This window comes from Microbacterium sp. 22179 (assembly GCF_052045715.1).
Classification (GTDB): domain Bacteria; phylum Actinomycetota; class Actinomycetes; order Actinomycetales; family Microbacteriaceae; genus Microbacterium; species Microbacterium galbinum.
This window is the reverse complement of record NZ_JBQEPJ010000008.1, coordinates 51,183-73,848: the sequence shown is the minus strand read 5'-3', so window position 1 is coordinate 73,848 and position 22,666 is coordinate 51,183. Positions and strand designations below refer to the sequence as shown.

At 69.3% G+C, this 22,666-nt stretch carries 26 protein-coding genes; 13 read left to right on the top strand and 13 right to left on the bottom strand.

Annotated elements, in window-relative coordinates; all coding sequences use genetic code 11:
* Positions 1 to 5 precede the first annotated feature (5 nt).
* From ACTJKK_RS15435 to ACTJKK_RS15420, 4 genes are all read right to left on the bottom strand, one after another.
* Positions 6 to 332, bottom strand: a complete 327-nt coding sequence (locus tag ACTJKK_RS15435) for a helix-turn-helix domain-containing protein (protein WP_440748620.1) — start codon at positions 330 to 332, stop codon at positions 6 to 8.
* A gap of 70 nt (positions 333 to 402) precedes the next feature.
* Complete coding sequence (locus tag ACTJKK_RS15430; protein ID WP_440748619.1) at positions 403 to 900, bottom strand: MarR family winged helix-turn-helix transcriptional regulator; 498 nt, start codon at positions 898 to 900, stop codon at positions 403 to 405.
* A 2-nt stretch (positions 901 to 902) separates the two neighbouring features.
* Positions 903 to 1,562 (bottom strand): GTP cyclohydrolase II, encoded by a 660-nt coding sequence (locus ACTJKK_RS15425; protein ID WP_247633531.1) that lies wholly within the window; start codon positions 1,560 to 1,562, stop codon positions 903 to 905.
* Positions 1,555 to 2,499 carry a DMT family transporter gene (locus tag ACTJKK_RS15420; protein ID WP_440748618.1) on the bottom strand — a complete coding sequence of 315 codons (945 nt, stop codon included), beginning with the start codon at positions 2,497 to 2,499 and terminating at the stop codon, positions 1,555 to 1,557. The genes ACTJKK_RS15425 and ACTJKK_RS15420 overlap by 8 nt, the downstream gene beginning before the upstream one ends.
* A 117-nt stretch (positions 2,500 to 2,616) precedes the next feature.
* Between ACTJKK_RS15420 and ACTJKK_RS15415 the strand changes: the two genes are divergently transcribed.
* A complete protein-coding gene (locus tag ACTJKK_RS15415; RefSeq protein ID WP_440748617.1) occupies positions 2,617 to 3,453 on the top strand; it encodes a sulfurtransferase in 837 nt (278 codons plus the stop codon).
* Positions 3,454 to 3,471: 18 nt separating this feature from the next.
* Here ACTJKK_RS15415 and ACTJKK_RS15410 read toward each other — a convergent pair whose 3' ends face one another.
* Entirely contained in the window at positions 3,472 to 4,380 is a 909-nt protein-coding gene (locus ACTJKK_RS15410) for a hypothetical protein (protein ID WP_440748616.1), read from the bottom strand.
* Between the two features lie 293 nt (positions 4,381 to 4,673).
* Here ACTJKK_RS15410 and ACTJKK_RS15405 point away from each other — a divergent pair, with 293 nt between their 5' ends.
* Positions 4,674 to 5,309 (top strand): acyl-CoA synthetase, encoded by a 636-nt coding sequence (locus ACTJKK_RS15405; protein WP_247957167.1) that lies wholly within the window; start codon positions 4,674 to 4,676, stop codon positions 5,307 to 5,309.
* On the top strand, positions 5,306 to 5,662 hold the full coding sequence (locus ACTJKK_RS15400) for a hypothetical protein (RefSeq protein ID WP_440748615.1): 357 nt from the start codon (positions 5,306 to 5,308) through the stop codon (positions 5,660 to 5,662). Before ACTJKK_RS15405 ends, ACTJKK_RS15400 begins: the two co-directional genes overlap by 4 nt.
* Positions 5,663 to 5,866: 204 nt before the next feature.
* On the opposite strand, the gene purB is transcribed toward ACTJKK_RS15400, so the two are convergent.
* Together purB and ACTJKK_RS15390 are read right to left on the bottom strand one after the other, a co-directional pair.
* Positions 5,867 to 7,249 carry an adenylosuccinate lyase gene (gene purB / locus ACTJKK_RS15395; protein WP_247624755.1) on the bottom strand — a complete coding sequence of 461 codons (1,383 nt, stop codon included), beginning with the start codon at positions 7,247 to 7,249 and terminating at the stop codon, positions 5,867 to 5,869.
* A 23-nt stretch (positions 7,250 to 7,272) separates the two neighbouring features.
* Positions 7,273 to 7,761 (bottom strand): low molecular weight protein-tyrosine-phosphatase, encoded by a 489-nt coding sequence (locus ACTJKK_RS15390; RefSeq protein WP_282185387.1) that lies wholly within the window; start codon positions 7,759 to 7,761, stop codon positions 7,273 to 7,275.
* 164 nt (positions 7,762 to 7,925) lie between these two features.
* On the opposite strand from ACTJKK_RS15390, the gene ACTJKK_RS15385 reads away from it, so the two are divergent.
* Together ACTJKK_RS15385 and ACTJKK_RS15380 are read left to right on the top strand one after the other, a co-directional pair.
* Complete coding sequence (locus ACTJKK_RS15385; protein ID WP_440748614.1) at positions 7,926 to 8,198, top strand: hypothetical protein; 273 nt, start codon at positions 7,926 to 7,928, stop codon at positions 8,196 to 8,198.
* Positions 8,195 to 9,559 carry a hypothetical protein gene (locus ACTJKK_RS15380; protein WP_440748613.1) on the top strand — a complete coding sequence of 455 codons (1,365 nt, stop codon included), beginning with the start codon at positions 8,195 to 8,197 and terminating at the stop codon, positions 9,557 to 9,559. The genes ACTJKK_RS15385 and ACTJKK_RS15380 overlap by 4 nt, the downstream gene beginning before the upstream one ends.
* 2 nt (positions 9,560 to 9,561) lie before the next feature.
* Here ACTJKK_RS15380 and ACTJKK_RS15375 read toward each other — a convergent pair whose 3' ends face one another.
* From ACTJKK_RS15375 to ACTJKK_RS15365, 3 genes are read right to left on the bottom strand one after another with little or no spacing between them, the layout of a single operon-like run.
* On the bottom strand, positions 9,562 to 9,969 hold the full coding sequence (locus ACTJKK_RS15375; protein WP_247633538.1) for a phage holin family protein: 408 nt from the start codon (positions 9,967 to 9,969) through the stop codon (positions 9,562 to 9,564).
* Between the two features lie 46 nt (positions 9,970 to 10,015).
* Positions 10,016 to 10,381: a type II toxin-antitoxin system death-on-curing family toxin gene (locus tag ACTJKK_RS15370; protein WP_440748612.1), complete on the bottom strand. Its 366-nt coding sequence runs from the start codon at positions 10,379 to 10,381 to the stop codon at positions 10,016 to 10,018.
* On the bottom strand, positions 10,378 to 10,584 hold the full coding sequence (locus ACTJKK_RS15365) for a ribbon-helix-helix protein, CopG family (RefSeq protein WP_440748611.1): 207 nt from the start codon (positions 10,582 to 10,584) through the stop codon (positions 10,378 to 10,380). The genes ACTJKK_RS15370 and ACTJKK_RS15365 overlap by 4 nt, the downstream gene beginning before the upstream one ends.
* Positions 10,585 to 10,657: 73 nt before the next feature.
* On the opposite strand from ACTJKK_RS15365, the gene ACTJKK_RS15360 reads away from it, so the two are divergent.
* The 4 genes from ACTJKK_RS15360 to ACTJKK_RS15345 are packed head-to-tail and all read left to right on the top strand — an operon-like array spanning position 10,658 to position 15,249.
* Positions 10,658 to 11,740, top strand: a complete 1,083-nt coding sequence (locus ACTJKK_RS15360) for a histidinol-phosphate transaminase (RefSeq protein WP_440748610.1) — start codon at positions 10,658 to 10,660, stop codon at positions 11,738 to 11,740.
* Positions 11,741 to 11,767: 27 nt separating this feature from the next.
* Entirely contained in the window at positions 11,768 to 12,895 is a 1,128-nt protein-coding gene (locus ACTJKK_RS15355) for a thiamine pyrophosphate-dependent dehydrogenase E1 component subunit alpha (RefSeq protein ID WP_440748609.1), read from the top strand.
* 11 nt (positions 12,896 to 12,906) lie between these two features.
* Complete coding sequence (locus ACTJKK_RS15350) at positions 12,907 to 13,872, top strand: alpha-ketoacid dehydrogenase subunit beta (RefSeq protein ID WP_440748675.1); 966 nt, start codon at positions 12,907 to 12,909, stop codon at positions 13,870 to 13,872.
* Between the two features lie 21 nt (positions 13,873 to 13,893).
* A complete protein-coding gene (locus ACTJKK_RS15345; protein ID WP_440748608.1) occupies positions 13,894 to 15,249 on the top strand; it encodes a dihydrolipoamide acetyltransferase family protein in 1,356 nt (451 codons plus the stop codon).
* A gap of 51 nt (positions 15,250 to 15,300) precedes the next feature.
* Here the strand turns inward: ACTJKK_RS15345 and ACTJKK_RS15340 are convergent, their stop codons facing one another.
* The 3 genes from ACTJKK_RS15340 to ACTJKK_RS15330 all read right to left on the bottom strand — a co-directional run bounded on the left by ACTJKK_RS15340 (position 15,301) and on the right by ACTJKK_RS15330 (position 17,621).
* Positions 15,301 to 15,711, bottom strand: a complete 411-nt coding sequence (locus ACTJKK_RS15340; protein WP_440748607.1) for a hypothetical protein — start codon at positions 15,709 to 15,711, stop codon at positions 15,301 to 15,303.
* Positions 15,712 to 15,777: 66 nt separating this feature from the next.
* Positions 15,778 to 16,362 (bottom strand): 2'-5' RNA ligase family protein, encoded by a 585-nt coding sequence (locus tag ACTJKK_RS15335; protein WP_440748606.1) that lies wholly within the window; start codon positions 16,360 to 16,362, stop codon positions 15,778 to 15,780.
* Positions 16,363 to 16,400: 38 nt separating this feature from the next.
* Positions 16,401 to 17,621 (bottom strand): ROK family protein, encoded by a 1,221-nt coding sequence (locus tag ACTJKK_RS15330; protein ID WP_440748605.1) that lies wholly within the window; start codon positions 17,619 to 17,621, stop codon positions 16,401 to 16,403.
* A 99-nt stretch (positions 17,622 to 17,720) separates the two neighbouring features.
* Between ACTJKK_RS15330 and ACTJKK_RS15325 the strand changes: the two genes are divergently transcribed.
* The 4 genes from ACTJKK_RS15325 to ACTJKK_RS15310 all read left to right on the top strand — a co-directional run bounded on the left by ACTJKK_RS15325 (position 17,721) and on the right by ACTJKK_RS15310 (position 22,635).
* Positions 17,721 to 19,040, top strand: coding sequence for an ABC transporter substrate-binding protein (locus ACTJKK_RS15325; protein WP_440748604.1), 1,320 nt, complete (start codon positions 17,721 to 17,723; stop codon positions 19,038 to 19,040).
* Positions 19,037 to 19,969: a carbohydrate ABC transporter permease gene (locus ACTJKK_RS15320; protein ID WP_247633551.1), complete on the top strand. Its 933-nt coding sequence runs from the start codon at positions 19,037 to 19,039 to the stop codon at positions 19,967 to 19,969. Before ACTJKK_RS15325 ends, ACTJKK_RS15320 begins: the two co-directional genes overlap by 4 nt.
* The gene (locus ACTJKK_RS15315; protein ID WP_247633552.1) at positions 19,969 to 20,844 is read left to right on the top strand and encodes a carbohydrate ABC transporter permease; all 876 of its coding nucleotides are present in this window, start codon (positions 19,969 to 19,971) and stop codon (positions 20,842 to 20,844) included. The genes ACTJKK_RS15320 and ACTJKK_RS15315 overlap by 1 nt, the downstream gene beginning before the upstream one ends.
* Before the next feature lie 99 nt (positions 20,845 to 20,943).
* Positions 20,944 to 22,635 (top strand): glycoside hydrolase family 13 protein, encoded by a 1,692-nt coding sequence (locus tag ACTJKK_RS15310; RefSeq protein WP_440748603.1) that lies wholly within the window; start codon positions 20,944 to 20,946, stop codon positions 22,633 to 22,635.
* Positions 22,636 to 22,666 lie beyond the last annotated feature (31 nt).

Genomic DNA, 22,666 nt, shown 5'->3' with positions numbered 1-22,666 from the left:
AAAAGTCAGGCCGCGAGGGCGAAGGCCGATGCACGAGCGGATGCCGGCACCGACGCCGTGCGCAGCTCATCGGCCACCGCGCTGGTGAGCTCGATGAGGCTGGTGTCGAGTGCGCCGGCGATCGCGGCGATCATCTCGCTCGACGGCTCCTTGCGCCCGCGCTCGACCTCCGAGAGGTACTGGGGCGAGACTCCCGCGGTATCGGCGGTCTCGGTGAGCGTCTCACCGCGGTCGTGGCGGCGTCGGCGCAACTGCTCGCCGAGGAGATGGCGCCACAGCGGCTCGGGTTCGCTCGGGCGGGGCGTGCGCGGGAAGGGGACGATGTCGGCCATGCCTCACGGTACGACGCACGGTTCGGCGGCATCCATCGTTTCTGCTCAGAGCAGAACCCGAGCAGAACGCCTACAGCGCCGCCGTCACCCCGGGCAGCAGCTTCGTGAGGATGCCGGCGAGCTGACCGCGCTCCTCGTCGGTGAGAGGGTCGAGCACGAGTTCGCGGATCTGCTCGACGTGCACGGGCGCCGCCTCGCGCAACAGGTCGCGCCCGGCCGGGGTGAGGGCCGCGGAGAGCGTGCGCTTGTCGGCGCCGCACGACGTGCGTTCCACCCAGCCGCGTTCCTCGAGGGAGTCGATCGCGTGGCTCAGGCGCGACCGGCTGAGCCCCGCGATGCGGGCGAGCTCGGTCATGGTGGTCGCCCCGCCGTCGATCTGCCCGGCGAGCATGATGAGGATCGCGTACCGCGCGTGGTTGAGGCCGACCTCGTCCTTCAGCGCGCGATCGAGCACCTGCGGCAGCAGCTGCACGAAGCGGATGACCGGCAGCCACGTCTGCATCTCGGCGTCGTCGAGCCGGCGCGGGTGCCGCACGGCATCCGTCTGTCCGTCGATCGGCGCGTCCATGCTCACGCCGCCGAGAGGTCGATGGTGTGCGCGGTGTGGTCGCGCTTGGCCTCGAGGTAGCGGGTGTTCGCCTCCGAGAGGTGCACCCCGGTGGGAACGTGCTCGGTCACGCGGATGCCGAGGTCCTCGAGCTGGCGCGCCTTGTCGGGGTTGTTGCTGAGCAGGCGGATGCCGTCGACGCCGACCGCCGCGAGCATCTGAGCGGCGACGGTGTAGTCGCGCTCGTCCTCACCGCGACCGAGGGCGACGTTCGCCTCGTAGGTGTCGAGGCCGGAGTCCTGCAGCGCGTAGGCGTCGAGCTTGGCGTAGAGGCCGATGCCGCGACCCTCCTGGCGGAGGTACAGAAGGAAGCCGCCCTCGTCGGCGATGCGCTCGACGGCCTCGCGCAGCTGGGGGCCGCAGTCGCAGCGCTGCGAACCGAAGACGTCTCCGGTAAGGCACTCGCTGTGCGGGCGCACGAGGGGTGCGGGGCCGCCGTCGGCTGCCCGGTCGAGCGCCGCGCGCCAGTCGCCGAGGCCGAGGAGCAGGTGCTCGCGTCCGTCGACGAGGCCATCGAAGGTGACGACGTCGGCGGTGGTGGAGTACCCGTCGGCGAAGGCCATCGGTACGCGCACGCGGGTCCGCTCGGAGGCGAGAGGAACCACCGTTGAACTTTCAATCATGTGGGGTAGAACGCGGCGCGGCCGGGTCTATTCCCGAAATTCCTCCGGACGCGGCATCCGCCCGCCGCCGCACGAACTTCAGCTCGCTCGCGAGTATGCCGAGCACCACGAGTCCGCCGCCGACCAGGGCGAGGGCGGGCAGGCGCTCACCGGCGATGCGCCCGATCACGCCCGCCCAGACCGGTTCACCCGAGTAGATGATCGTCGCGCGCGTGGGGGAGACCGACTTCTGCGCCCAGTTCATCGTGAGCTGGATGAGGCAGCTCGCCGCGCCCAGCCCGACCGCGCACACGACCCACACCCACGAGAACGCAGGGAACCCCTCGCCGACCACCGGCATCGTCAGCAGTCCGAGCACGCCCGCCGTGAGCAGCTGCACGATCGTGATGCGTCCGAGGTCGATGCGCCCGGCGAACACGCTGATGAGGATGATCTCGGCCGCGATCGGCAGAGTGCTGATCATCGTGGCGATCTCGCCGGCGCCGAGGGTGAGGGAGAACGCGTCGGGTCCGGCGATCAGCACGAGCCCGACGAACGCGAGCGCCGCCCCGACGAACGCCATCGCGGGTGGGCGTTTGCGGAAGACGGCCCACTGCGCGAGCGGCACCAGCGGCACGTACATCGCGGTGATGAAGGCGGAGGTGCTGGAGTCGATCGTCTGCAGTCCGACGGTCTGCAAGCCGTAGCCGAGATAGATCATGACGCCGATCGCGACGCCGGCGCCGATGTCCCGCCAGCGGATGCCGCGCAGCACGCGGTGGAAGATGACGACGCTGATGAGTCCCGCCACGAGGAAGCGCAGCCCCACGAAGAACCACGGACCCGAGTGCTGCATCGCCCAGTGCACGAGCAGGAAGGTGCTGCCCCAGACCGCGGTGATCGCGATGAGGGCGGCCTCCTGCGGGCGGAAGCGCATCCAGCGCAGACGGGTGGGCATCGCGGGGCCCTTTCTCGACGGCTGCCTCATCGAGGATAGCGCCGTGCGGGATGCCGGAAGATCACGAAGAATGTCGGCTCCGAGCGGATGCATCGAACGCGTCGGTAGCCTCGCTGCATGAGCAACTTCGTGAGCCCCGACGAACTGAGCGACCTGCGCGAGCAGGGTGCCCCCGTGCGCGTGATCGACGTGCGCTGGCGGCTCGACCGCCCCGACGGCCACGCGGAGTATCTCGAGGGGCACATCCCGGGCGCCGTGTACGTGCCGCTCGACTCCGAGCTCGCGACCCACGGCGAGGCTTCGGAAGGGCGGCACCCGCTGCCGTCGACCGAGACCCTGCAGCGGGCGGTGCGCCGCTGGGGTGTGCACGACGGCGATCTGGTCGTCGCCTACGACGATGCGAAGGGCCTCGCCGCTGCGCGGGCGTGGTGGCTGCTGCGCCAGGCGGGCGTCGACGTGCACGTGCTCGAGGGCGGCATCCGCGGATGGATCGCCGCCGGTCACGATATCGACACGGCCGATGAGTCGCCCGAGGAAGGCACCGCGGTGCTCCGCGAGATCGGCGACGACGCCCTGTCGATCGACGAGGCGGCGGCGTTCCCGGCATCCGGAGTGCTGCTCGACGTGCGCGCTCCCGAGCGCTACCGCGGTGAGACCGAGCCCCTCGACCCGATCGCCGGGCACATCCCCGGCGCCGTCAACCTGCCCACGATGCTGCACCTCGACGCCGACGGACGCATCCTCGACGCCGCGACCGTGCGCGCGAACCTGGCCACCGTCGGCATCTCCGAGGGCACCCGCGTCGCGGCGTACTGCGGCTCGGGCGTCACCGCCGCGCACACGGCGCTCGTGCTCGACGAGGTCGGCATCGACGCGAAGGTCTTCCCCGGTTCGTGGAGCCAGTGGTCGAACACGCCGGGGCGTCCGGTCGCGACGGGCGATCAGCCCGGCTGACGCGGCGGCGGATCCGGCTCAGTCGCGCTCGCCGAAGCCCCAGCGCAGCAGCAGCGCGCCCGGCCCGAACGCGCGGCGCACCTGGTGGATCGATGTGCCCGACTCCAGGGCCATCGGTGTCGCGGTCTGACTCTGCGGAGTGTCGACCTGCTCCTCGAACCAGTCCGGCAGCGCTTCGGGATGGAACCTCGTCCACACCAGCAGTTCGCGGCACTGGCGGGCGACCGCGTGCCCGGTCTCGAGCTGCGGCGGGTACCCCGGCGGATACGACACCGACCACTCGACCATCGCCGTGTTCGGCGCCGTGAGCGGTGCGTCGAGCTCGAACAGCACGCCGTGCACCTCGCCGTTGGGGTGCGAGTAGCGATTAGCGATGCGACCCCCGAAGTCGGCGGCGAACTCCGGCGCGGGAGTGGGGATGCCGGGGGTGAGCTCGAGGAACGGGATCGCCGTGATGGTGCCGATCGTCGACTGCACGATGCTGCGCGTGCGGCTCTGCACGACGTGCCCCTCGATCCCGACGTCCGTCACCGAGTGCGTCGTCAGCTCGCGCGAGGTGTCGGGGTATTCCGCACCGAGCGCCGCGAAGGCCTCCTTCACGGCTTCTTCGATGGCGTGCTCGTCGATCGGGAAGAGGTTCGGTCCGAGCGGCCCCGTGCGCGACGACCGCAGCAGCCCGGTCAGTGCACCGCGGTCGAGGTGCAGCAGCTCCTCGATATCGGCGACCGCGGCCAGCGACTGCGCGCCCTCCGGATGCCGCGCCCCCGAGCGCCAGTAGCTCAACGTCGCCATCGACACCCGGTTGCCGCGGGCGCGCAGACGCTCCTGCACCCACGACAGGGTCACGCGGCGCGCGTTGATCGCATCTCGGAACGCGGCCGCGAAGCCGGGCCCGTTCGAGGGCTTCAGAAAATCTTCACTCTCCATCACAGACCCCCTCCGGTATGTGAAGAACTGCTGTTTAGAGTGAGCTTACGACCGCACGAGGCCACCCCTGGGGACCTGGGTGACGAAGTGGGGTCGACGTGATCGTCTCGACGCAGGCAGGGTGCCCGCCCTTGCGGAGGATGATCGGGCGCAGCGATGCCCCCGTGCTGCGTACTCGTGGGGCCCGATGATCGATCTGGGGAGATCCATCGGGCCCCGCGAACAGCCCCGTCCTTCCGCCCCGGCGCCCCCGCGTAGACTGGGAGCACAACCCCGGAGGACTCTGGATCTTCATGTCTGCCCCTTCCCGCACCTTCACCGTGCGCAACGTGCAACTGCTGCGCGCGCTGTTCGCCGCCGTCGCCGCCCTCATGATCACGTTCTCGTCCGATCACTCCGCGGCGGTGGGTCTCTCGGTCTTCAGCGGCTTCGCGATCGCGACGGCCCTCGTGATGCTGCTGTCGGTGTGGTTGGTGTTCCCTGCGGGATCGCGGTGGCCCGCCGTCGTGATCGGCCTGCTCAGCGTCGCGGCCGGCATGGCGACCGGCATCCCCGTGTGGCGCACGAACGACGTCTTCTTCATCGTCGTCGGCGCCTGGGCGCTCGCGACGGGTCTGACCGAACTGCTCGCCGGCATCCGCGCTCGCCGTATCGGCACGGACCCGACGGCTCGTGACTCCGTCATCATCGGGTCGTTCGGCATCCTGCTCGCCGTGCTGCTCTGGGTGATCCCCGCCGGCTTCACCCACGATTACACGATCAAGGAAGCGGGCACCTTCGAGCTGACCGGCATCATCCTCGGGGTCGGGATGCTCGGCGGCTACGCCGCGCTCGTCGCCGTCTTCCTCGGCATCGCCGGACTCACGCCCCAGAAGGCGGATGCCGTCGCCCCGGCATCCGTTCCCGCCGAGAGCGGAGACGCCCGATGAGCGAAGAGAAGCCCACCCGCCGCGACATCCTGCGGCCGCTGCACCTGCTGGGCATCGCCCTCGCGTGCGGTGTGTTCGCGATGATCGTGACGCTCGTCTCGACCGGTGCCTTCACGGCCCGCGTGAACACCGCGATCGCGAACGGCAGCTACGAGGGCCTCACCCCGGTGATGCTGGGACTGGTCGTCGGCGGCGGTGCGTTCATCGTGACGCTGCTCATGCTGGCGATGCTGATCCTGGCCGTCGATCCGGCCGACGTCACGAAGACGGTCGACCGTCCCGTGCTCTACGACCCCGAGTCCGACGACGACGGCACTGCCGCGGGCGACGCCCGCGCCGACCGCACGGAGTAGTCCTGCCGGCGGCGTGCCCGCCAGGCGCGTGTCATAGATCAGGAAAACCGTGGCCGCCGAGTGGGGTCACCCGCGGAATCCCGCGGATCCGTCGATCGCGGTCGACCGATCTTCCTGAGTTGGTGCACGCGCGTGCCCGAGCCGAACGCAGAAACGCACCCCGCCCGATGGGCATGGGGTGCGTTTCTGCGTGGCGGAGAGGCGTCAGCGCGCGAGGCGTTCGGCGATTCCCGTGTACGTGGCGGGGGTCAGCGCGAGCAGGCGCTGCTTCGCCGCGTCGCCGATCTCGAGGCCCTGCACGAACTCGGCGAGCTCGGCGCCGCCGACGCGGTGTCCGCGGGTGAGCTCCTTGAGCAGGGCGTACGGGTCGGTGATGCTCGAGCGACCGGCGACGACCTCGGCGCGGATGACCGTCTGGATCGCTTCGGCGAGCACCTCCCAGTTCACGTCGAGGTCGGCGAGCAGCACGTCGCGCGAGAGCGAGATCTCATTGAGCCCGCGGCGCAGGTTGTCGAGCGCGAGCAGCGAGTGCCCGAACGCGACGCCGATGTTGCGCTGCGTGGTGGAGTCGGTCAGGTCGCGCTGCAGGCGGCTCGTGACGAGCGTCTGCGAGAGCGACCCGAGCAGTGCGGCCGAGAGCTCGAGGTTCGCCTCGGCGTTCTCGAAGCGGATCGGGTTGATCTTGTGCGGCATGGTCGACGACCCGGTCGCACCGGCGACGGGGATCTGCGCGAAGTAGCCGAGCGAGATGTACGTCCAGATGTCGGTGGCGAGGTTGTGCAGGATGCCGCCGGCGTGACGCACGCGGTCGTAGAGCTCGACCTGCCAGTCGTGCGACTCGATCTGAGTGGTGAGCACGTTGAAGCCCAGACCCAGGCCCTCGACGTACTCGCGGGCGATGGTCGGCCAGTCGGCGTCGGGGTCGGCCGACAGGTGCGCCGACCACGTGCCGGTCGCGCCCGAGAACTTCGCCAGGTAATCGGATGCGGCGATCTGGCCGCGCACGCGCTCGAGACGCCACGCGAACACGGCGATCTCCTTGCCCATGGTCGACGGCGTCGCGGGCTGGCCGTGGGTGCGCGAGAGCATCGCGGCGTCAGCGTGCTCGACCGCGAGTTCGCGGAGCTTGGCGATGACGGAGTCGAGGGCGGGGAGCCAGACGCTCTCGACCGCGCGCTTGACGGTGAGCGCGTACGAGACCGAGTTGATGTCCTCGCTCGTGCAGGCGAAGTGCGTCAGCTCGGCGATGGCGTCGAGGCCGAGCGTCGAGAGGCGGTCGCGCACGAGGTACTCGATGGCCTTGACGTCGTGGCGGGTGACCGCCTCCTTCTCGGCGAGCCAGTCGATCTCGGCCTGGCCGAAGTCGCGGTAGAGGGCGCGGAGGCGGTCCTTGTCGGCATCCGACAGGGGGGAGGTCTCGAACAGCGAGCGGTCGGTGAGGGCGATGAGCCACTCGACCTCGACCTCGACGCGGGCCCGGTTGAGGCCGGCCTCCGAGAGGAAGTCGGCGAGTCCGGTGACGGCGCCACGGTAGCGACCGTCGAGGGGGCTCAGGGGCTGCGGCGGAAGCGAAGGCTGGAAAGTCAGGGGAATCCTCCTGATCGGGCCCGTCAGATGCGGGGCGTGCGGGGCTGGCGCAGGGCGGGTTCGAGCTGACGGAACAGCCCGCGAGTCGCCGTCTCGATCATACCGAGCACCGAATCGAACATCTCGGGGCCGGCGTAGTAGGGGTCGGGCACATCGTGGGTCGAGGCGTCGGGGTCGAAGCCGAGGAGGAGGGTGACCTTCCCCTCCTGATCCTCGTCGCGCGCCCACTCGCGCAGGATGCGCTCGTGCGTGCGGTCGAGGGCCACGATGAGGTCGTTCTCGAGGAAGGATGCCGCGGTGAACTGCTTCGCGCGGTGCTGCGATCCGTCGTACCCGCGGCGGGCGAGCGAGTCGATCGTGCGGTGGTCGGCGCGCTCGCCGAGGTGCCAGTCGCCCGTGCCCGCGCTGCGCGAGACGATGCGCGAGCCCAGCCCCTGATGCTCGGCGAGGTCGCGGAAGACGACCTCGGCCATGGGGGATCGGCAGATGTTCCCCGTGCACACGAAGATCACGCGAAAGGGATCCGGGGATGTCACAGAACCATTCTGCCGCTCCCGGGCCGTCGTGCACAGTTCGGGGTCGGACTCATCCTGCACAGCTCGCGATCGAGCGAGGCTCTGCACCGCTCGTGCGCCCACGGCGATCGCCGAGTCGTCGCGCGGCGCAGGCTGTGGGCATGTACTCTTCGATCGCCCTCCCGACCACCGATGAGTGGACCCCGTACGACCTGTCGATGTGGCAGCAGGCCGGGGCTCAGCTCCGCGTCGCCCTCGACTTCACGCAGACCGCAGCGGCGACGCTCGATCCGCTCGTCGACGAGACCGAATGGTCGTCCGACGGGCTGCGGTCGCTGCACGAGACGATGGCCGAGCAGCGCGGTCTCATCGCCCTCGAGGTGATGATCCTGGAGTCGACCGAGGCCGAGCAGCGAGCGGCGGGGCTCGGATGAGCGACGACCTCGACATCCGTTACGGCGGCGCGATCGCGGTCGACACTGAGGTGCTGCGCGACATCGGCACACGGTTGGCCGCGGCGGCGGGGTCGCTCGCGCAGGGTGCGGCCGCCGCCGGTAGCGCCTACGCGCTGCTCATGGGATCGGCCGTCTGCCGTTCGTGGAGCGGCTTCGATGCGCTCGGCCGCAGTCGCACGCGACTCGACGAGCTGCGGCTTACGGCCGAGACGACGGCGTCCTCGACGTTGCTCATGGCGGATGCGTACGAGGTGGTCGAGCTGCGCGCGCAGGCGGAGGCGCTCGCCGCGAGCGATGCCGCTGCGGCGGCTGCCTTGAACGCACGGGCCGACGAGATCCTGGATGCCGACCCCCGCGTTCAGGGCCTCGTCACTGCCCTCGTTCTGGACTGGGGCACGCACCGGTTCGACGGACTCGATGCACAGGTCGGGTTCGGTACGTCGTTCGGTGGACTCTTCGGCGGGATCGGTATGGCGGCGGCCCTGCTCGGCAGGGGGGTGATCCCGAAGGGGACGACGCTGCAGGGCAGGGCGGATGCCGTGCGCGTCACTCCGGTCGCGACGACGAGCCCGAAAGCCCCGCCGACCTCGCTGCCGGAGGCCCTCCAGCGGTTCCCGAATTCCGGGGGAGCGCAGGTGCGGGTGGAGAAGTACACGATGCCCGATGGGACGAACCGCTTCGTCGCGTATGTGAAGGGCACGCAGTCCGTTCTGCATGGCGGGAGCGACCCGTGGGACATGAAGTCGAACTTCCAGCTCTACGCGGGGGCGAAGTCGGCGTCGTACCAGGCGACCCTCGATGCGCTCAAGGCGTCCGGTGCGAAACCGGGTGACCGGGTCGATGTCGTCGGGCACTCGCAGGGAGGGGCGATCGCCTCGCATCTCGCGATGGACGACGTCTACGACGTCGGTGTGGAGATCACCGCGGGAAGCCCGGTCGAGCCGACGCTCGACGACGACCAGACGCTCGTGCAGTTGCGGCACACCGACGATGTCGTGTCTTCCCTGGCCGGCGGCGGATCACCCGGCGGGACCGGTTCTCCCGACAGCTTCACCGCGGAGCGCGTCGGCGATCCGGTCGAGGGTCTGCAAGATCTCACGCTCGAACCGCACATGCTCGATACCTACGTCGAGACCGCCGAGATGGTCGAGGAGTCGGGTGACCCGCGGGTGGACGGGCTCGACGGCCTGTGGAACGAACTCGGTCAGGCGACCTCGGTCACGTCGACCGACTATCGGGCCGAGCGCGTGCTGCCCGAGGACGTGGTGGCACCGGGCGGGTCACCCGCACCGGCACCGGTCATCGGAGACGAGTGGCGGCGACGGAAGGACGTGCTGTGACCTCAGTCGCGGCGGCGCTGCTTCTTGGCCTGCGGGCGCAGGATGAAGCCGAAGATGCCGTTGATGATCGAGATGATCAGCGCGGCGACGACGCCCCACCAGAAGTGGCCGACCGTGAGTCCCCAGCCGAAGCCGCTCGTGATCCAGGCGGTCAGCCACAGCAGGAAGCCGTTGATGACGAACCCGATGAGTCCGAGGGTGAGGATGTAGAGCGGGAACGCCACGATCTTCACGACGGTGCCGATGATCGTGTTCACGAGCGCGAAGATCGCGGCGACCGCGAGCAGCGTGAGCACGAGCTGCAGCGTCTCGCCCGGAGGGAACGCGACGATGCTCACCTGCAGCGCGGGGATCAGCGTCACGACCCACAGGGCGAATGCGTTGACGACGACTCGGATGATGAAGCGCATGGTCCGTCCAGTCTTCCACGTGGGGGTGGCGATTGTCAGTCGGGATTCAGGTCGCGCGGTTCCTTCGAAACGCGTCGGCGATCTCTGGGAGATCGGCTGCGCTCTGCGCTGTGCGCAGGATGAGTGCGAAGGCCGCGTCGGTGTCCATGTCGATCACGACCCCGTTCATCTCGAGAAGCGTGAGGGTGAGAACCCAGGAGAACCTCTTGTTGCCGTCGAACAGCGGATGATTCTGGCTCAGGGACGAAAGCAATGCGGCGGCCTTGAGCTCGAGTTCTGGATAGGCCTCGACGCCGAACATCGAGCTCGACGGACGCGCGAGGGCAGACGAGAGCAGGCCGATGTCGCGTACATGGAGTCCGAGCGCGTCGAGCACGCCGACGGCATGTGGCAGTTCGATGAACCGCGTCACGCGTCTTCAAGCTTCTTCAACAGGTCGGCGTAGCGGTCGGCAACGCCGAGGGCCGTGTTCACCGCCTCCTCGGTAGTGATTTCTTCTCGCAGGAACCGGTCTGCCGCCTCGAGCAGGAGTGCATGCTTCGAGGTGTGACGGCGCGCGGCCAGCGCGCCGAACTTGTCGTCCATGTCTTCCGGAAGCCTGAGTGTCATCGCCATACCAAAATGGTATCAGTGGCCGGGATGAGGGTGAAGGGGCGTGGGGCGCCGTCCGGCTCCTAGACTCGTCCTCGTGACCGACCCGATCCTTCCCCGCATCCGCCCCGCCATCGCCGCGCTTGCGCCGTACCGCCAGGGCAAGCAGGCGGGACCCGATGCGTTCAAGCTGTCGAGCAACGAGAACCCCTTCGATCCGCTGCCGTCGGTGGTCGAGGCGATGCAGCACATCACGCCGATCAACCGTTACCCCGACGCCACGGCGCTGCGGCTGCGCGAGCGCCTCGGCGCGCGGTACGGCGTCGAGCCCGACCAGGTGCACGTCGCCGCGGGCAGCGTGTCGATCCTGCATCAGCTGATCCTCGCCACGGCATCCGTCGACGACGAGGTCGTCTACGCCTGGCGGTCGTTCGAGGCGTACCCGAGCCTGCCGCTCATCTCCGGAGCGACCGGAGTCCCGGTCCCGCTCACCGTCGACGCGCGTCACGACCTCGATGCGATGGCGGATGCCGTCACCGATCGCACTCGCGCGATCATCGTCTGCACCCCCAACAACCCGACCGGTCCCATCATCACGAGCGGCGAGTTCGCGGCCTTCGTCGAGCGGGTCCCCGCCGACGTCCTGATCATTCTCGACGAGGCATACGCCGAGTTCGTCACCGCACCCGATGCGGTGGACGGTCTCGCCGAGCGCATCTTCGACCGGCACCCGAACGTCGTCGTCCTGCGCACCTTCTCGAAGGCCTACGGACTCGCCGGCCTCCGCATCGGCTATGCGATCGGCCACGAGAAGGTGCTCGACGCGGCCCGCGTCACCGGCGTACCCCTCTCCGTGACGGCTGCGGCGGAGAACGCGGCCATCGCGAGCCTCGACGCCGAAGCCGAGCTGCTCGAACGCGTCACCGAGATCGTCGCCCGCCGCACCCGCCTCGTCGCCGGGCTCCGCGCTCAGGGCTGGAAGGTGCCCGATTCCCAGGGCAACTTCGTCTGGCTGCCCGCCGGCGACCGCACCGACGAGGTCGCCGCGGCTTTCGTCGCCGGCGACATCGTCGTGCGCCCGTTCTCGGGCGACGGCATCCGCATATCCGTCGGAGAGCATGAATCGGTGGACAAGGTCCTACAGGTTTCCGAATCCGTTGTGCGGACTCTCCAGCCCTAGGCACCGTTCCTCGGATAGCGTGGAACGGTGAGCTCGTCAGAGAACGAAATCGTCCGCGTCCTCGAGGCAGACGGCCGATTCGCCCCTACCCCCGCTGCGGAGCGGTACCTGTCGCTGATCGAATCGATCAGCGATGCCGAACTCGAGCAGTTCTACCGCGACATGGTCGTCATCCGCGCCATCGACACCCAGGCCACCAACCTGCAGCGGCAGGGGCAGCTGGCGCTCTGGCCGCCGAGCCGCGGCCAGGAGGCGGCGCAGGTCGGCTCGGGTCGAGCGGCCCGTGCGCAGGACACCATCTTCCCGTCGTACCGAGAGCACGTCGTCACCCGCATCCGCGGCGTCGACCCGCTCGACATCATCAAGCTGATGCGCGGCGTCTCGCACGGCGGCTGGGATCCCACCGATCCCAAGAACGGCAACACCCGGCTCTACACCCTCGTTCTCGGGTCGCAGGCACTGCACGCCACGGGCTACGCGATGGGCCTGTCGTTCGACGGCCGCTCCGGCAGCGGTGACGTCGACCGCGACGAAGCGGTCATCGTCTACTACGGCGACGGCGCCTCCAGCCAGGGCGACGTGCACGAGGCGATGGTCTTCGCCGCCAGCTACCAGTCGCCGACGGTCTTCTTCCTGCAGAACAACCACTGGGCGATCTCGGTGCCGGTCTCGACGCAGTCGCGCGTTCCGCTTGTGCAGCGCAGCGCCGGCTACGGCATCCCCAGCGTCCGCGTCGACGGCAACGACGTGCTCGCGAGCTACGCCGTCTCGCGGACCGCGCTCGACGAGGCGCGCACCGGCCAGGGGCCGCGCGCGATCGAGGCGGTCACCTACCGCCTGGGCGCGCACACCACCAGCGACGACCCCACCAAGTACCGCGGCAACGACGAAGAGGAATCGTGGGCGCAGCGCGACCCGATCACCCGCATGCGCGCGTTCCTCGAGAACCGGGGAGCGGCGGCATCCTTCTTCGCCGATGTCGACGCCGAAGGCGCGGATGCCGCGGAAGACCTCCGCGCCCGCACGGTCGAGCTCGGCCCGCCGCCGGTGAGCCGGATGTTCGACCACGTCTACAGCGAGGCGCACCCGCTGATCGCCGAGCAGAAGGCGTGGCTCGCGAAGTACGAAGCGTCGTTCGAAGGAGGAGCGCAGTGACCCTCGAGACGATGCCGTTCAGCAAGGCTCTGAACGCCGGTCTGCGCAAGGCCATGGAAGACGACGCCAAGGTCCTGCTCATGGGCGAGGACATCGGCAAGCTCGGCGGCGTGTTCCGCGTGACCGAGCACCTGCAGCGCGACTTCGGTGACAAGCGCGTGCTCGACACCCCGCTCGCCGAGTCGGGCATCGTCGGCACCGCGATCGGACTCGCCATGGCCGGGTTCCGCCCGGTGGTCGAGATCCAGTTCGACGGCTTCGTGTTCCCGGCCTTCGACCAGATCACCACGCAGCTCGCCAAACTCACGAATCGTCACGAGGGCTCGTTGAGCCTGCCGATCGTGATCCGCATCCCCTACGGCGGGCACATCGGCGCGGTCGAGCACCACCAGGAGAGCCCCGAGGCGTACTTCGCGCACACCCCGGGCCTGCGGGTCGTGTCGCCCTCGACGCCGAACGACGCCTACTGGATGATCCAGGAGGCGATCGCCTCGAACGACCCCGTGATCTTCATGGAGCCCAAGAGCCGCTACTGGCCCAAGGGCGAGGTCGAGCTCGAGGCATCCGCCGCCCCGCTGCACTCCTCGCGGGTCGTGCGTGCGGGTTCCGACGTCACCCTCGTCGGGCACGGCGCGATGGTCACGACGCTGCTGCAGGCGGCTGCGCTGGCCGAGTCGGAGGGCACGAGCTGCGAGGTCGTCGATCTGCGCTCGATCTCGCCGATCGACTACGCGCCGATCCTCGACTCGGTGCGCAAGACCGGACGCATGGTCTACGCGCAGGAGGCCCAGGGCTTCGGCAGCATCGGCAGCGAGGTCGCCGCGACCGTCATGGAGCGCGCGTTCTACGCCCTCGAGGCGCCGGTGCTGCGGGTGTCGGGCTTCGACACCCCGTTCCCGCCCGCCAAGCTCGAGGGCGCGTACCTCCCGGATGCCGACCGCATCCTCGAGGCCGTCGACCGTTCACTCGCCTACTGAGACGTTCCGAAAGGACCGCAGATGAGCACGCAGAACTTCACCCTTCCCGATGTCGGCGAGGGCCTCACCGAGGCCGAGATCGTCACGTGGAAGGTCGCGCCCGGCGACACGGTCGCGATCAACGACGTCATCTGCGAGATCGAGACGGCCAAGTCGCTCGTCGAGCTGCCCTCGCCCCATGCCGGAACGGTCGGCGAGCTGCTCGTCGCCGAGGGAACCACTGTCGAGGTCGGCACCCCGATCATCACCTTCGTGCAGGCGGATGCCGCCGCTCCGGCCGCCCCGGCCCCGGCAGCTGCCGCGCCCGCCGCGGACGAGGGCGGCGGATCCGTTCTCGTCGGCTACGGCAGTGGGGGAGGAGCGACCTCGCGTCGTAAGCGCCCGGCCGAGCGCCCGGTGCGCTCGTCGGTGGGCGTCATCGCGAAGCCCCCGATCCGCAAGCTCGCCCGCGACCTCGGCGTCGACCTCACTACGGTCACCCCGAGCGGCGCCGACGGCGAGGTCACCCGTGACGACGTCATGAAGCTCGCCTCGCAGGCGAGCGTGTTCCGCAACATCGAGACTCCGGAGTGGGGTGCCGTGCGCGAGGAGACCGTGCCCGCACCGCAGAACGCCCCGGTGGGTCTTGCCCGCGGTGTCGCGCCGGTCGCGGCATCCGTGTCGGCGTCGGATGCCGAGCGCACCGAGTCGATTCCGGTGAAGGGCGTGCGCAAGGCGACCTCCTCGGCGATGGTGCAGAGCGCCTACTCGGCCCCGCACGTCACCGTGTGGAAAGAGGTCGACGCCTCGCGCACGATGGAGCTCGTCAAGCGCCTGAAGGCGGCGCCCGAGTACGCCGACATCAAGGTCTCGCCGCTGCTGATCATGGCCCGCGCCGTGATCTGGGCCGCGCGTCGCACGCCCATGATCAACGCCGCATGGGTCGAGACCGAGAACGGTGCCGAGATCGCGGTGCGCCACTACGTGAACCTCGGCATCGCCGCGGCCACACCCCGCGGCCTGCTCGTGCCGAACATCAAGGACGCGCAGGACCTCGGCATGAAGGACCTCGCCCGCGCCCTCAACCGCCTCACCCTCACGGCCCGCGAGGGCAAGACCTCGCCCGCCGACCAGCAGGGCGGCACCATCACGATCACCAACATCGGCGTGTTCGGGATGGATGCCGGCACCCCGATCATCAACCCCGGCGAGGCCGGCATCGTCGCCATGGGCACGATCAGCCAGAAGCCGTGGGTCATCGACGGCGAGGTGCGCCCCCGCTGGGTGACCACGGTGGCCGGTTCGTTCGATCACCGCGTGGTCGACGGCGACGCCATGAGCCGCTTCGTCGCCGACGTCGCATCGGTGCTCGAGGAGCCTGCGCTGCTCGTCGACTGACAGGTGGCCCCGGTGAAGACGGGGGACCCCGACGTCGTCACCGCCCCCGGCTCAGCTCGGTAGCTCCATGCGCACGGTCGTGCCGTCGAGGACGAAGGCGACGGCCACAGGGCGCTGAGTGACGTTCTCGGGGAGCGTGAAGACGTGCGTGGTCATCGCCATGTCGGCCGTGCACGGGTTGTTCGACGAGTACCGGAAATCGACCGTGACCGTGCCGGGGTCGTCAGCCGACACCGAGGCCGCGACGAGGGGGCAGCTCGAACTGCCGAACGTCACGATCCCGAAGGATTCCTCGCCGTCGATCCATCCGGCGACGGGCTCTGCGGCGATGAGATCGGGTTGCGGCCCGCTCCAGCCGTCGGGGAGGCCGGGGACGACCTCGTCAGCGGCGGACTGATTCATTCCGCAGCCGGTGAGGAGCAGGACGCCGCCGGCCAGAAGTCCCACCAGCACGCGCCTCATGGAACCATCCTGGCGGCGGCGGATCGCAGTGACAAGGCGGACGGGGCGTAGCCGAGCCGATCGTCCCTAGCCCTGCGGCAGCGTCGCGAGCGTGGTGGTCGTTCCGGCGGCGGGGTCCCAGCGCCGCACGCTCGTAGCGCGGCTGTGAACATCGCCACCGATGCAGCCGAGCGCGGTCTCGAGATCGGCGAGGCGCAGTCGGCGGGCGAGGGTGACGTGCGGGGTCCACTCGCCCGGGGCGGTGTGCGGGGCATCCTCTCCCGGGCCGAGCGCGGTGTGGACCGTCGCGTGAAAACGCTGCAGTTCTGCGGTGGGCAGGATGCTGCGGACGAGCACGCGGCGCTCGCCGGTGCCGAAGAGCACCGGGGCGCCGAGCGTGATCGGGAGCGCAAGGAGGTCCGTGAAGACGCCCGCGTCGAGCGGGGGCAGCTCCGTCCGAGCGGCCAGGGTGACGTGCGGTCGATTGCTCGCCGAGGTGTGTCCGGCGAGGCTCGACAGACCGAGCGCGGCGAGAGCCTCCCACTCGGCTCGCACGGCTTGTTCGGCGGCGGCGTCGAGGAGCAGCTCGATCGTCGACGGCGATCGGCGTGGCTGGGCCGCCGCCGCGTGAGGGGTCACGACACGCCGCCAATCGGCATCCGCCTGCGGCATGTCGTGACTCCTCACGGTCGGAAACGGATGCCGCGGCGCTACGCGAGCACCGACAGACGCTGCTCCGCGAGAAGCGGCACCGAGCTCTCGCGCGCCGCACGCCGGGCGGTCGCGACGGCGCCGACCGACACGACCTCGGCGCCGAGCTCGGAGGCGAGCACGAGGGGCGCGGGAAGGTGCAGCTCTTCGGGCAGCAGACGGCGGGCGACCTCGAGCACGGGTTCGATGCTCTCGGCCACGGCGCCGCACACGATCACGCGAGCCGGGTCGTACATGCTGCCGAGCACGCCGACGATGCGGGCGACGACGGCGCCGACGTGCTCGGTGACGAGCAGGGCATCGGGGTCGCCCGACGCGGCGAGCGTGAGCACGAGGCGCGGGTCGATGCGCTCTGCCGCCACGAGCCGCCCCAACGCCGATGACGGCGACACGGTGCCCGAGGCGACGGCATCCCGTGCCGCATCCTGCACCGAGTAGGGGAGGCCGACGGCCGAGCCGACGCCCATGATGTGGTCGAACACGACGCCCTCTCCGACGCCGCCGTGGGCGCCGTGCAGCACATGCCCGTCGACGACCACACCGCCGCCGTAGCGCTCGCTCGCGATCAGGGCGACGTAGTCGCGGCATCCGATCGCCCGGCCGACCGCGCCCTCGGCGATCGCCGCGAGCTGTGCGTCGTTCTTGACGTGCACGACCGGAGCCCAGTCGCGCAGCGCCTCGGCGAGCCCGGGGTTCGTGCGCTCCCAGAAGCCGTCGGGGTGCGGGGGAGAGATGCCGTTGCGATCGACGGGGGCGGCGACGCCGGCGCAGACGGCCAGCACCTGATCCCGAGACACTCCGGCTTCGTCGAGAGCGGCGCCCAGGCGTTCGATGATCAGCGCGCGACGATCGGCGGCGGGCTGCGTCTGCGACACCTCGACGCGATGGTGCACGAGATTCCGGTCGAGCAGGTCGGCGACGGTGACGGAGAGGTGCGTGTCGCCCGCGTCGATCCCGACGACGACGCCGAGGTCGGGGGAGAGGGCGAAGCGCCGGGCGGGTCGGCCGGAGCGATAGCTGCCGGCCACGCGGGCGTTCGGCAGCTCGCGCAGCACGTCGGCGCCGACGAGCGTGTCGATCGCATCGATGGCTGTGGAGCGGGTCAGCGAGGTCGCGGCCATGACGTCGGTGGCGGTGAACTCGCCCGCACTCCAGGCGAAGTCGAGCACGGCGCCGACGCTGGCACGCCCCGTGCCGAGCCCCGCGGTGATGTCTGCCACGCTCTTGCCTTCCTGTCGTCTGAATGAGAGAGTACCTTCCAGCGGAGTAAATTCGCTCATTAGATTTAGTTATCGGATCTAAAAACCGGAAGGACGACGGTGTCTGGAGAACGAACACGCGCGTTGCGGCTGATCGCCGGGGGCCTCGGCCTCACGCTGATCGGTGCCGCCCTCACGAGCTGCGCAGCCGGCTCGGGAGCGGAGACCATCCGCTTCACCTTCAGCAAGCGCGAAGCGATCGAGTTCATGACCGAACGCGTCGCCGAGTACAACGCCTCGCAGGACGACGTGAAGGTCGAGATCGACACCTCGGGCGTCGACGTCGTCTCGGCCAGCTTCGTGCGCGGCAACCCGCCCGACATCATGCTCGCCAACTACAACTACGAGATCGCCCGGTTCGTGCAGCGCTGCGCGCTCACCGATCTCTCCGACACCGACGCCGCGGCGAGCGTGCGCGACGACCTGCAGCCGCTCATGGACCAGTACGGCTCCTGCGAGGGTCGCACGAGCGCCCTGCCGTACTCGGTGATGGCGGCATCCGTCATCTACAACAAGGAGATCTTCGAGGCCCAGGGCCTCGAGGTCCCGACCACCTGGGACGAGCTCATCGCCGTCTGCGATCAGCTCAAGGCCGCGGGCATCGACCCGTTCTACGGCACCTTCAAGGACGACTGGACTGTCGGTCAGGGCTGGTACGACTACACCGCCGGCGGATCGGTCGACGTGATCGACTTCTTCGACGCGCTCGCCGAAGAGGGCACCGAGGTCGGGCCCGACGCCCCGGTCTCGTTCGAGAAGGACTTCGCCGAGCCCATGGATCGCATGATGCAGCTCGCCGAGAACTACACCAACGCGGATGCCGCGAGCAGGGCCTACGGCGACGGCAACCTCGCCTTCGCGAAGGGCGAGGCGGCCATGTACCTGCAGGGGCCGTGGGCGTTCAGCGAGATCGCGAAGACCGCACCCGACCTGCAGCTCGGAACGTTCCCGCTGCCGATGACCGACGACCCGGGCGACCTCGAGGTGCGCGTCAACATGGACCTCGCGGCGATGATCCCCGAGGGGTCACGCCACCAGGAGGCCGCCCGCGACTTCCTCGAGTTCCTGTATCAGCCCGAGAACATCGAGGAGTACAACGCCTCGCAGCTCGGCTTCACCCCGACGACGGATGCCCCGGCCCCCGACGACCCGCGCATCGAGGGGATGATCGAGTACTACGACGAGGGCAAGATCTACCAGGGCCCCTCGGTGCTCGTGCCCAAGACCCTGCCGATCTTCAACTACGCGCAGGCGATGGTGCTGGGCGCCTCGACGCAGAACACGCTGCGCACCATGGACGCCGACTGGGCGCGCATCGCGTTCCGCGCGCCGATCCCCTCGACCCAGGACAACGCCTCGGCAGAGGAGCCGGCATCATGACCATCACCCCGACGATTCCGACCGACACCACGGCGATCATCACGGGCGGCAAGCGCGGCATCCGTCCTCGCACCCGCCGGGTCGAGCCGATCTACTACCTGTTCCTGCTGCCGACGCTCGTGATCTTCACCCTCGCGATCACGGTGCCGGGGGTGATGGGCATCTTCTTCAGCTTCACCGACTCGATCGGCATCGGCGAGTGGAGCTTCAACGGCTTCACGAACTACATCGCCATGTTCAGCGACCCGGCGATCCTGCAGAGCTACCTCTTCACGTTCGGGTTCTCGATCGCCACGGTCATCGTGGTCAACGTGGTCGCGTTCCTGCTCGCGGTCGGGCTCACCTCCCGCATCCGCTTCAAGACGGGGCTGCGCACGATCTTCGTGATCCCGATGGTGATCTCGGGCATCATCATCGCGTACGTCTTCAACTTCCTGTTCTCGAACTCGATCCCCGCCGCGGGGGCGGCCACCGGCATCCCGTGGCTGCAGACGAGCCTGCTCGCCAACCCCGACCTGGCCTGGGTGGCGATCGTCATCGTCACCGCCTGGCAGGCCGTGCCCGGCACGCTGCTGATCTACATCGCCGGCCTGCTCTCGGTGCCCGGCGAGGTCTACGAGGCGGCGAGCATCGACGGCGCGAGCAAGACGCAGCAGCTCACCCGCATCACGCTCCCGCTCGTCATGGGCTACGTCGTGATCAACGTCATCCTCGGGTTCAAGGGCTTCCTGAACGCCTACGACATCATCGTCGGCCTCACCAACGGCGGCCCCGGAACCTCCACCCGCAGCGTCGCGATGACGATCATCGCGGGCTTCAACGGCGGCGACTACGCCTATCAGATGGCCAACGCGACCATCTTCTTCATCGTCGCCGTCCTCATCTCCCTCCTCCAGCTGTCGCTGACGCGCGGAAGGAACGCACTCTGATGTCGACGCAGACCATCACCACACAGGTCGCGGGCAAGAAGCCCCGCGTGCGCATGGAACGGGTCAACTGGTCGGGCACGATCATCCTGATCCTGTGCGCGGTCACCGTTCTCCTCCCGCTGTACGTCACCCTCTCGATGGCGTTCAAGACCACGGGCCAGGCGGTCGACGGCAACGCGTTCTCGCTGCCGGCGCCGTTCAGCATCGACGGGTTCGTCGAGGCGTGGAACCTCACGAAGTTCCCGGTCGGCGCGGGCATCTCCCTGCTCGTCACGGCCGGCACCGTGATCGCGACCATCGTGCTCGCGGCGTTCGCCTCGTACGCGATCGTGCGCAACTGGGACCGCCGCCTCTTCCGTTACTCGTTCTTCTACCTGCTCGCGGCGATGTTCATCCCGTTCCCGGTCGTCGCCCTGCCGCAGATCCAGCTCACCGGACGCTTCGGGCTCGACAACCCGTTCGGCGTGATCATCCTCGCGACGATGTTCCAGCTGAGCTTCAGCGTGCTGCTGTTCACGGCGTTCCTGCGATCGATCCCGATCGAGCTCGAGGAGAGCGCCCGCATCGACGGCGCCACCACGTGGCAGACGTTCTGGAAGCTGATCTTCCCGCTGCTCGCGCCCATGAGTGCGACGGTCGGGATCTTTGCCTTCCTCTACGCCTGGAACGACTTCATGATGCCGTCGCTCATCATCTCCGACCCGGCGCTGCAGACGCTGCCGGTGCGGCAGAACCTGTTCCAGACCCAGTTCAGCAACAACTACAACGTGTCGTTCGCCTCGTACCTGATGGCGATGGCTCCGGCGATCCTGGCCTACCTGTTCACGCAGCGCTTCGTCATGGAGGGCGTCACGCAGGGCGCCGTCAAGGGCTAGGGATGCTTCGACAGGCTCAGCAACCCAACACTGGGTCCCTGAGCCTGTCGAAGGGCTGACACGAGAACCACCGCAAGAAACGAAGGAGCACTCCCCGATATGACCGATTCGCTTCTCACCGAGACCCGCGAAGACGACAAGACGGCAGCGTGGTGGCGGCAGGCCGCCGTCTACCAGATCTACCCCCGCAGCTTCGCCGACGCCAACGGCGACGGGCTCGGCGACATCCCCGGCATCCTGTCGCGCGTCGACTACCTGTCGGCGCTCGGCATCGATGCGGTCTGGCTGAGCCCGTTCTACCCGTCCGAGCTCGCCGACGGCGGCTACGACGTCGCCGACTACCGCGACGTCGACCCGCGACTGGGCACCCTCGCCGACTTCGACGCGATGGTCGAGGCGCTGCACGCTCGCGGCATCCACGTCATCGTCGACATCGTGCCGAACCACTCGTCGGATCAGCACGCGTGGTTCCAGGAGGCGCTCGCCGCGGGCCGCGGTTCGGCCGCGCGCGAGCGGTACATCTTCCGCGAGGGCACGGGGCCCGACGGCGCCGAGCCGCCCACCGACTGGGTCTCGGTGTTCGGCGGGTCGGCGTGGGAGCGGGTCGAGGACGGCCAGTGGTACTTCCACAACTTCGCCACCGAGCAGCCCGACTTCAACTGGGATCACCCGGAGGTGCGTGCGGACTTCTTGAAGACCCTGCGCTTCTGGTCGGACCGCGGGGTCGACGGCTTCCGCATCGACGTCGCGCACATGCTCACCAAGGACCTCAGCGAGCCGCTGCCCTCGCGAGCCGAGCTCGACGCGATGGACCGCTCCTCGGGCTCGCACCCGCTGATCGACCGCGACGACGTGCACGAGATCTACGCCGAGTGGCGGCAGGTCTTCAACTCGTACGACCCGCCGCGCACCGCAGTCGCCGAGGCGTGGGTCGATACGCCCGAGCGTCGCGCCCGCTACGCCTCGGCCGAGGGGCTCGGGCAGGCGTTCAACTTCGACCTGCTCGAGGCCGATTTCGACGCCGCGCAGTTCCGCGAGATCGTCGACGAGAACCTCGCGCAGGCCCGGCAGAGCGGGTCGTCGACGACGTGGGTGCTCTCGAATCACGACGTCACCCGCCACGCCACCCGCTACGGTCTCGCACCGCTGCAGGGTCGCGCGGTGAAGCAGGGCACGGAGTGGGTCGCGGCCGGCGGCCCGTCCGAGCTGCTCGATCGCGAGCGCGGTCTGCGTCGCGCGACGGCCGCGTCGCTGCTGCTCTTCGGCCTGCCCGGCAGCGCCTACCTGTACCAGGGCGAGGAACTCGGGTTGCACGAGGTCGCCAAGATCTCGCCCGAGCAGCGACAGGACCCGGCGTTCTTCCGCGGGGCGGAGTTCGACGGACTGGGTCGGGACGGATGCCGCGTGCCGCTGCCGTGGAGCGCCGACGGCGTCTCGTTCGGGTTCGGCGCGGCCGCCGCGCACCTGCCCCAGCCGGAGTGGTTCGCCGATCACGCGGTGGATGCCGAGGCGTCCGATCCCGCATCGACGCTGTCGCTGTACCGTGAGGCGCTGCGCCTGCGGCATCCGCTGCAGACGGGCGAGACGCTGGAGTGGGTCGAGACCGGTCGAGCCGACGTGCTGCGCTTCGCGCGTCCGAACGGATGGCAGATCGTCACGAACTTCGGCACCGAGCCGTTCGATCTGGGAGCGGACGCCGCAGACGTCGTGCTCACGAGCATCCCGCTCGAGGGCTCGTCGCTTCCCGGCGAGGCCACGGTCTGGATCGCCCCGGCGGCGCTGCTCGCCTGACGTTCTCCTGATCGCCGAGCCACCCCTTTCT

Excerpts from the sequence above, each read along its gene's own strand:
- ACTJKK_RS15335 (WP_440748606.1), bottom strand. The coding sequence starts at position 16,362 with ATGCCGCAGGCGGATGCCGATTGGCGGCGTGTCGTGACCCCTCACGCG.
- ACTJKK_RS15315 (WP_247633552.1), top strand. The coding sequence starts at position 19,969 with ATGTCGACGCAGACCATCACCACACAGGTCGCGGGCAAGAAGCCCCGC.
- ACTJKK_RS15365 (WP_440748611.1), bottom strand. The coding sequence starts at position 10,584 with ATGGCGATGACACTCAGGCTTCCGGAAGACATGGACGACAAGTTCGGC.
- ACTJKK_RS15385 (WP_440748614.1), top strand. The coding sequence starts at position 7,926 with ATGTACTCTTCGATCGCCCTCCCGACCACCGATGAGTGGACCCCGTAC.
- ACTJKK_RS15400 (WP_440748615.1), top strand. The coding sequence starts at position 5,306 with ATGAGCGAAGAGAAGCCCACCCGCCGCGACATCCTGCGGCCGCTGCAC.
- ACTJKK_RS15320 (WP_247633551.1), top strand. The coding sequence starts at position 19,037 with ATGACCATCACCCCGACGATTCCGACCGACACCACGGCGATCATCACG.
- ACTJKK_RS15310 (WP_440748603.1), top strand. The coding sequence starts at position 20,944 with ATGACCGATTCGCTTCTCACCGAGACCCGCGAAGACGACAAGACGGCA.
- ACTJKK_RS15380 (WP_440748613.1), top strand. The coding sequence starts at position 8,195 with ATGAGCGACGACCTCGACATCCGTTACGGCGGCGCGATCGCGGTCGAC.
- ACTJKK_RS15375 (WP_247633538.1), bottom strand. The coding sequence starts at position 9,969 with ATGCGCTTCATCATCCGAGTCGTCGTCAACGCATTCGCCCTGTGGGTC.
- ACTJKK_RS15430 (WP_440748619.1), bottom strand. The coding sequence starts at position 900 with ATGGACGCGCCGATCGACGGACAGACGGATGCCGTGCGGCACCCGCGC.
- ACTJKK_RS15435 (WP_440748620.1), bottom strand. The coding sequence starts at position 332 with ATGGCCGACATCGTCCCCTTCCCGCGCACGCCCCGCCCGAGCGAACCC.
- ACTJKK_RS15425 (WP_247633531.1), bottom strand. The coding sequence starts at position 1,562 with ATGATTGAAAGTTCAACGGTGGTTCCTCTCGCCTCCGAGCGGACCCGC.
- ACTJKK_RS15350 (WP_440748675.1), top strand. The coding sequence starts at position 12,907 with ATGCCGTTCAGCAAGGCTCTGAACGCCGGTCTGCGCAAGGCCATGGAA.
- ACTJKK_RS15340 (WP_440748607.1), bottom strand. The coding sequence starts at position 15,711 with ATGAGGCGCGTGCTGGTGGGACTTCTGGCCGGCGGCGTCCTGCTCCTC.
- ACTJKK_RS15345 (WP_440748608.1), top strand. The coding sequence starts at position 13,894 with ATGAGCACGCAGAACTTCACCCTTCCCGATGTCGGCGAGGGCCTCACC.
- ACTJKK_RS15420 (WP_440748618.1), bottom strand. The coding sequence starts at position 2,499 with ATGCCCACCCGTCTGCGCTGGATGCGCTTCCGCCCGCAGGAGGCCGCC.
- ACTJKK_RS15405 (WP_247957167.1), top strand. The coding sequence starts at position 4,674 with ATGTCTGCCCCTTCCCGCACCTTCACCGTGCGCAACGTGCAACTGCTG.
- ACTJKK_RS15415 (WP_440748617.1), top strand. The coding sequence starts at position 2,617 with ATGAGCAACTTCGTGAGCCCCGACGAACTGAGCGACCTGCGCGAGCAG.
- ACTJKK_RS15410 (WP_440748616.1), bottom strand. The coding sequence starts at position 4,380 with ATGGAGAGTGAAGATTTTCTGAAGCCCTCGAACGGGCCCGGCTTCGCG.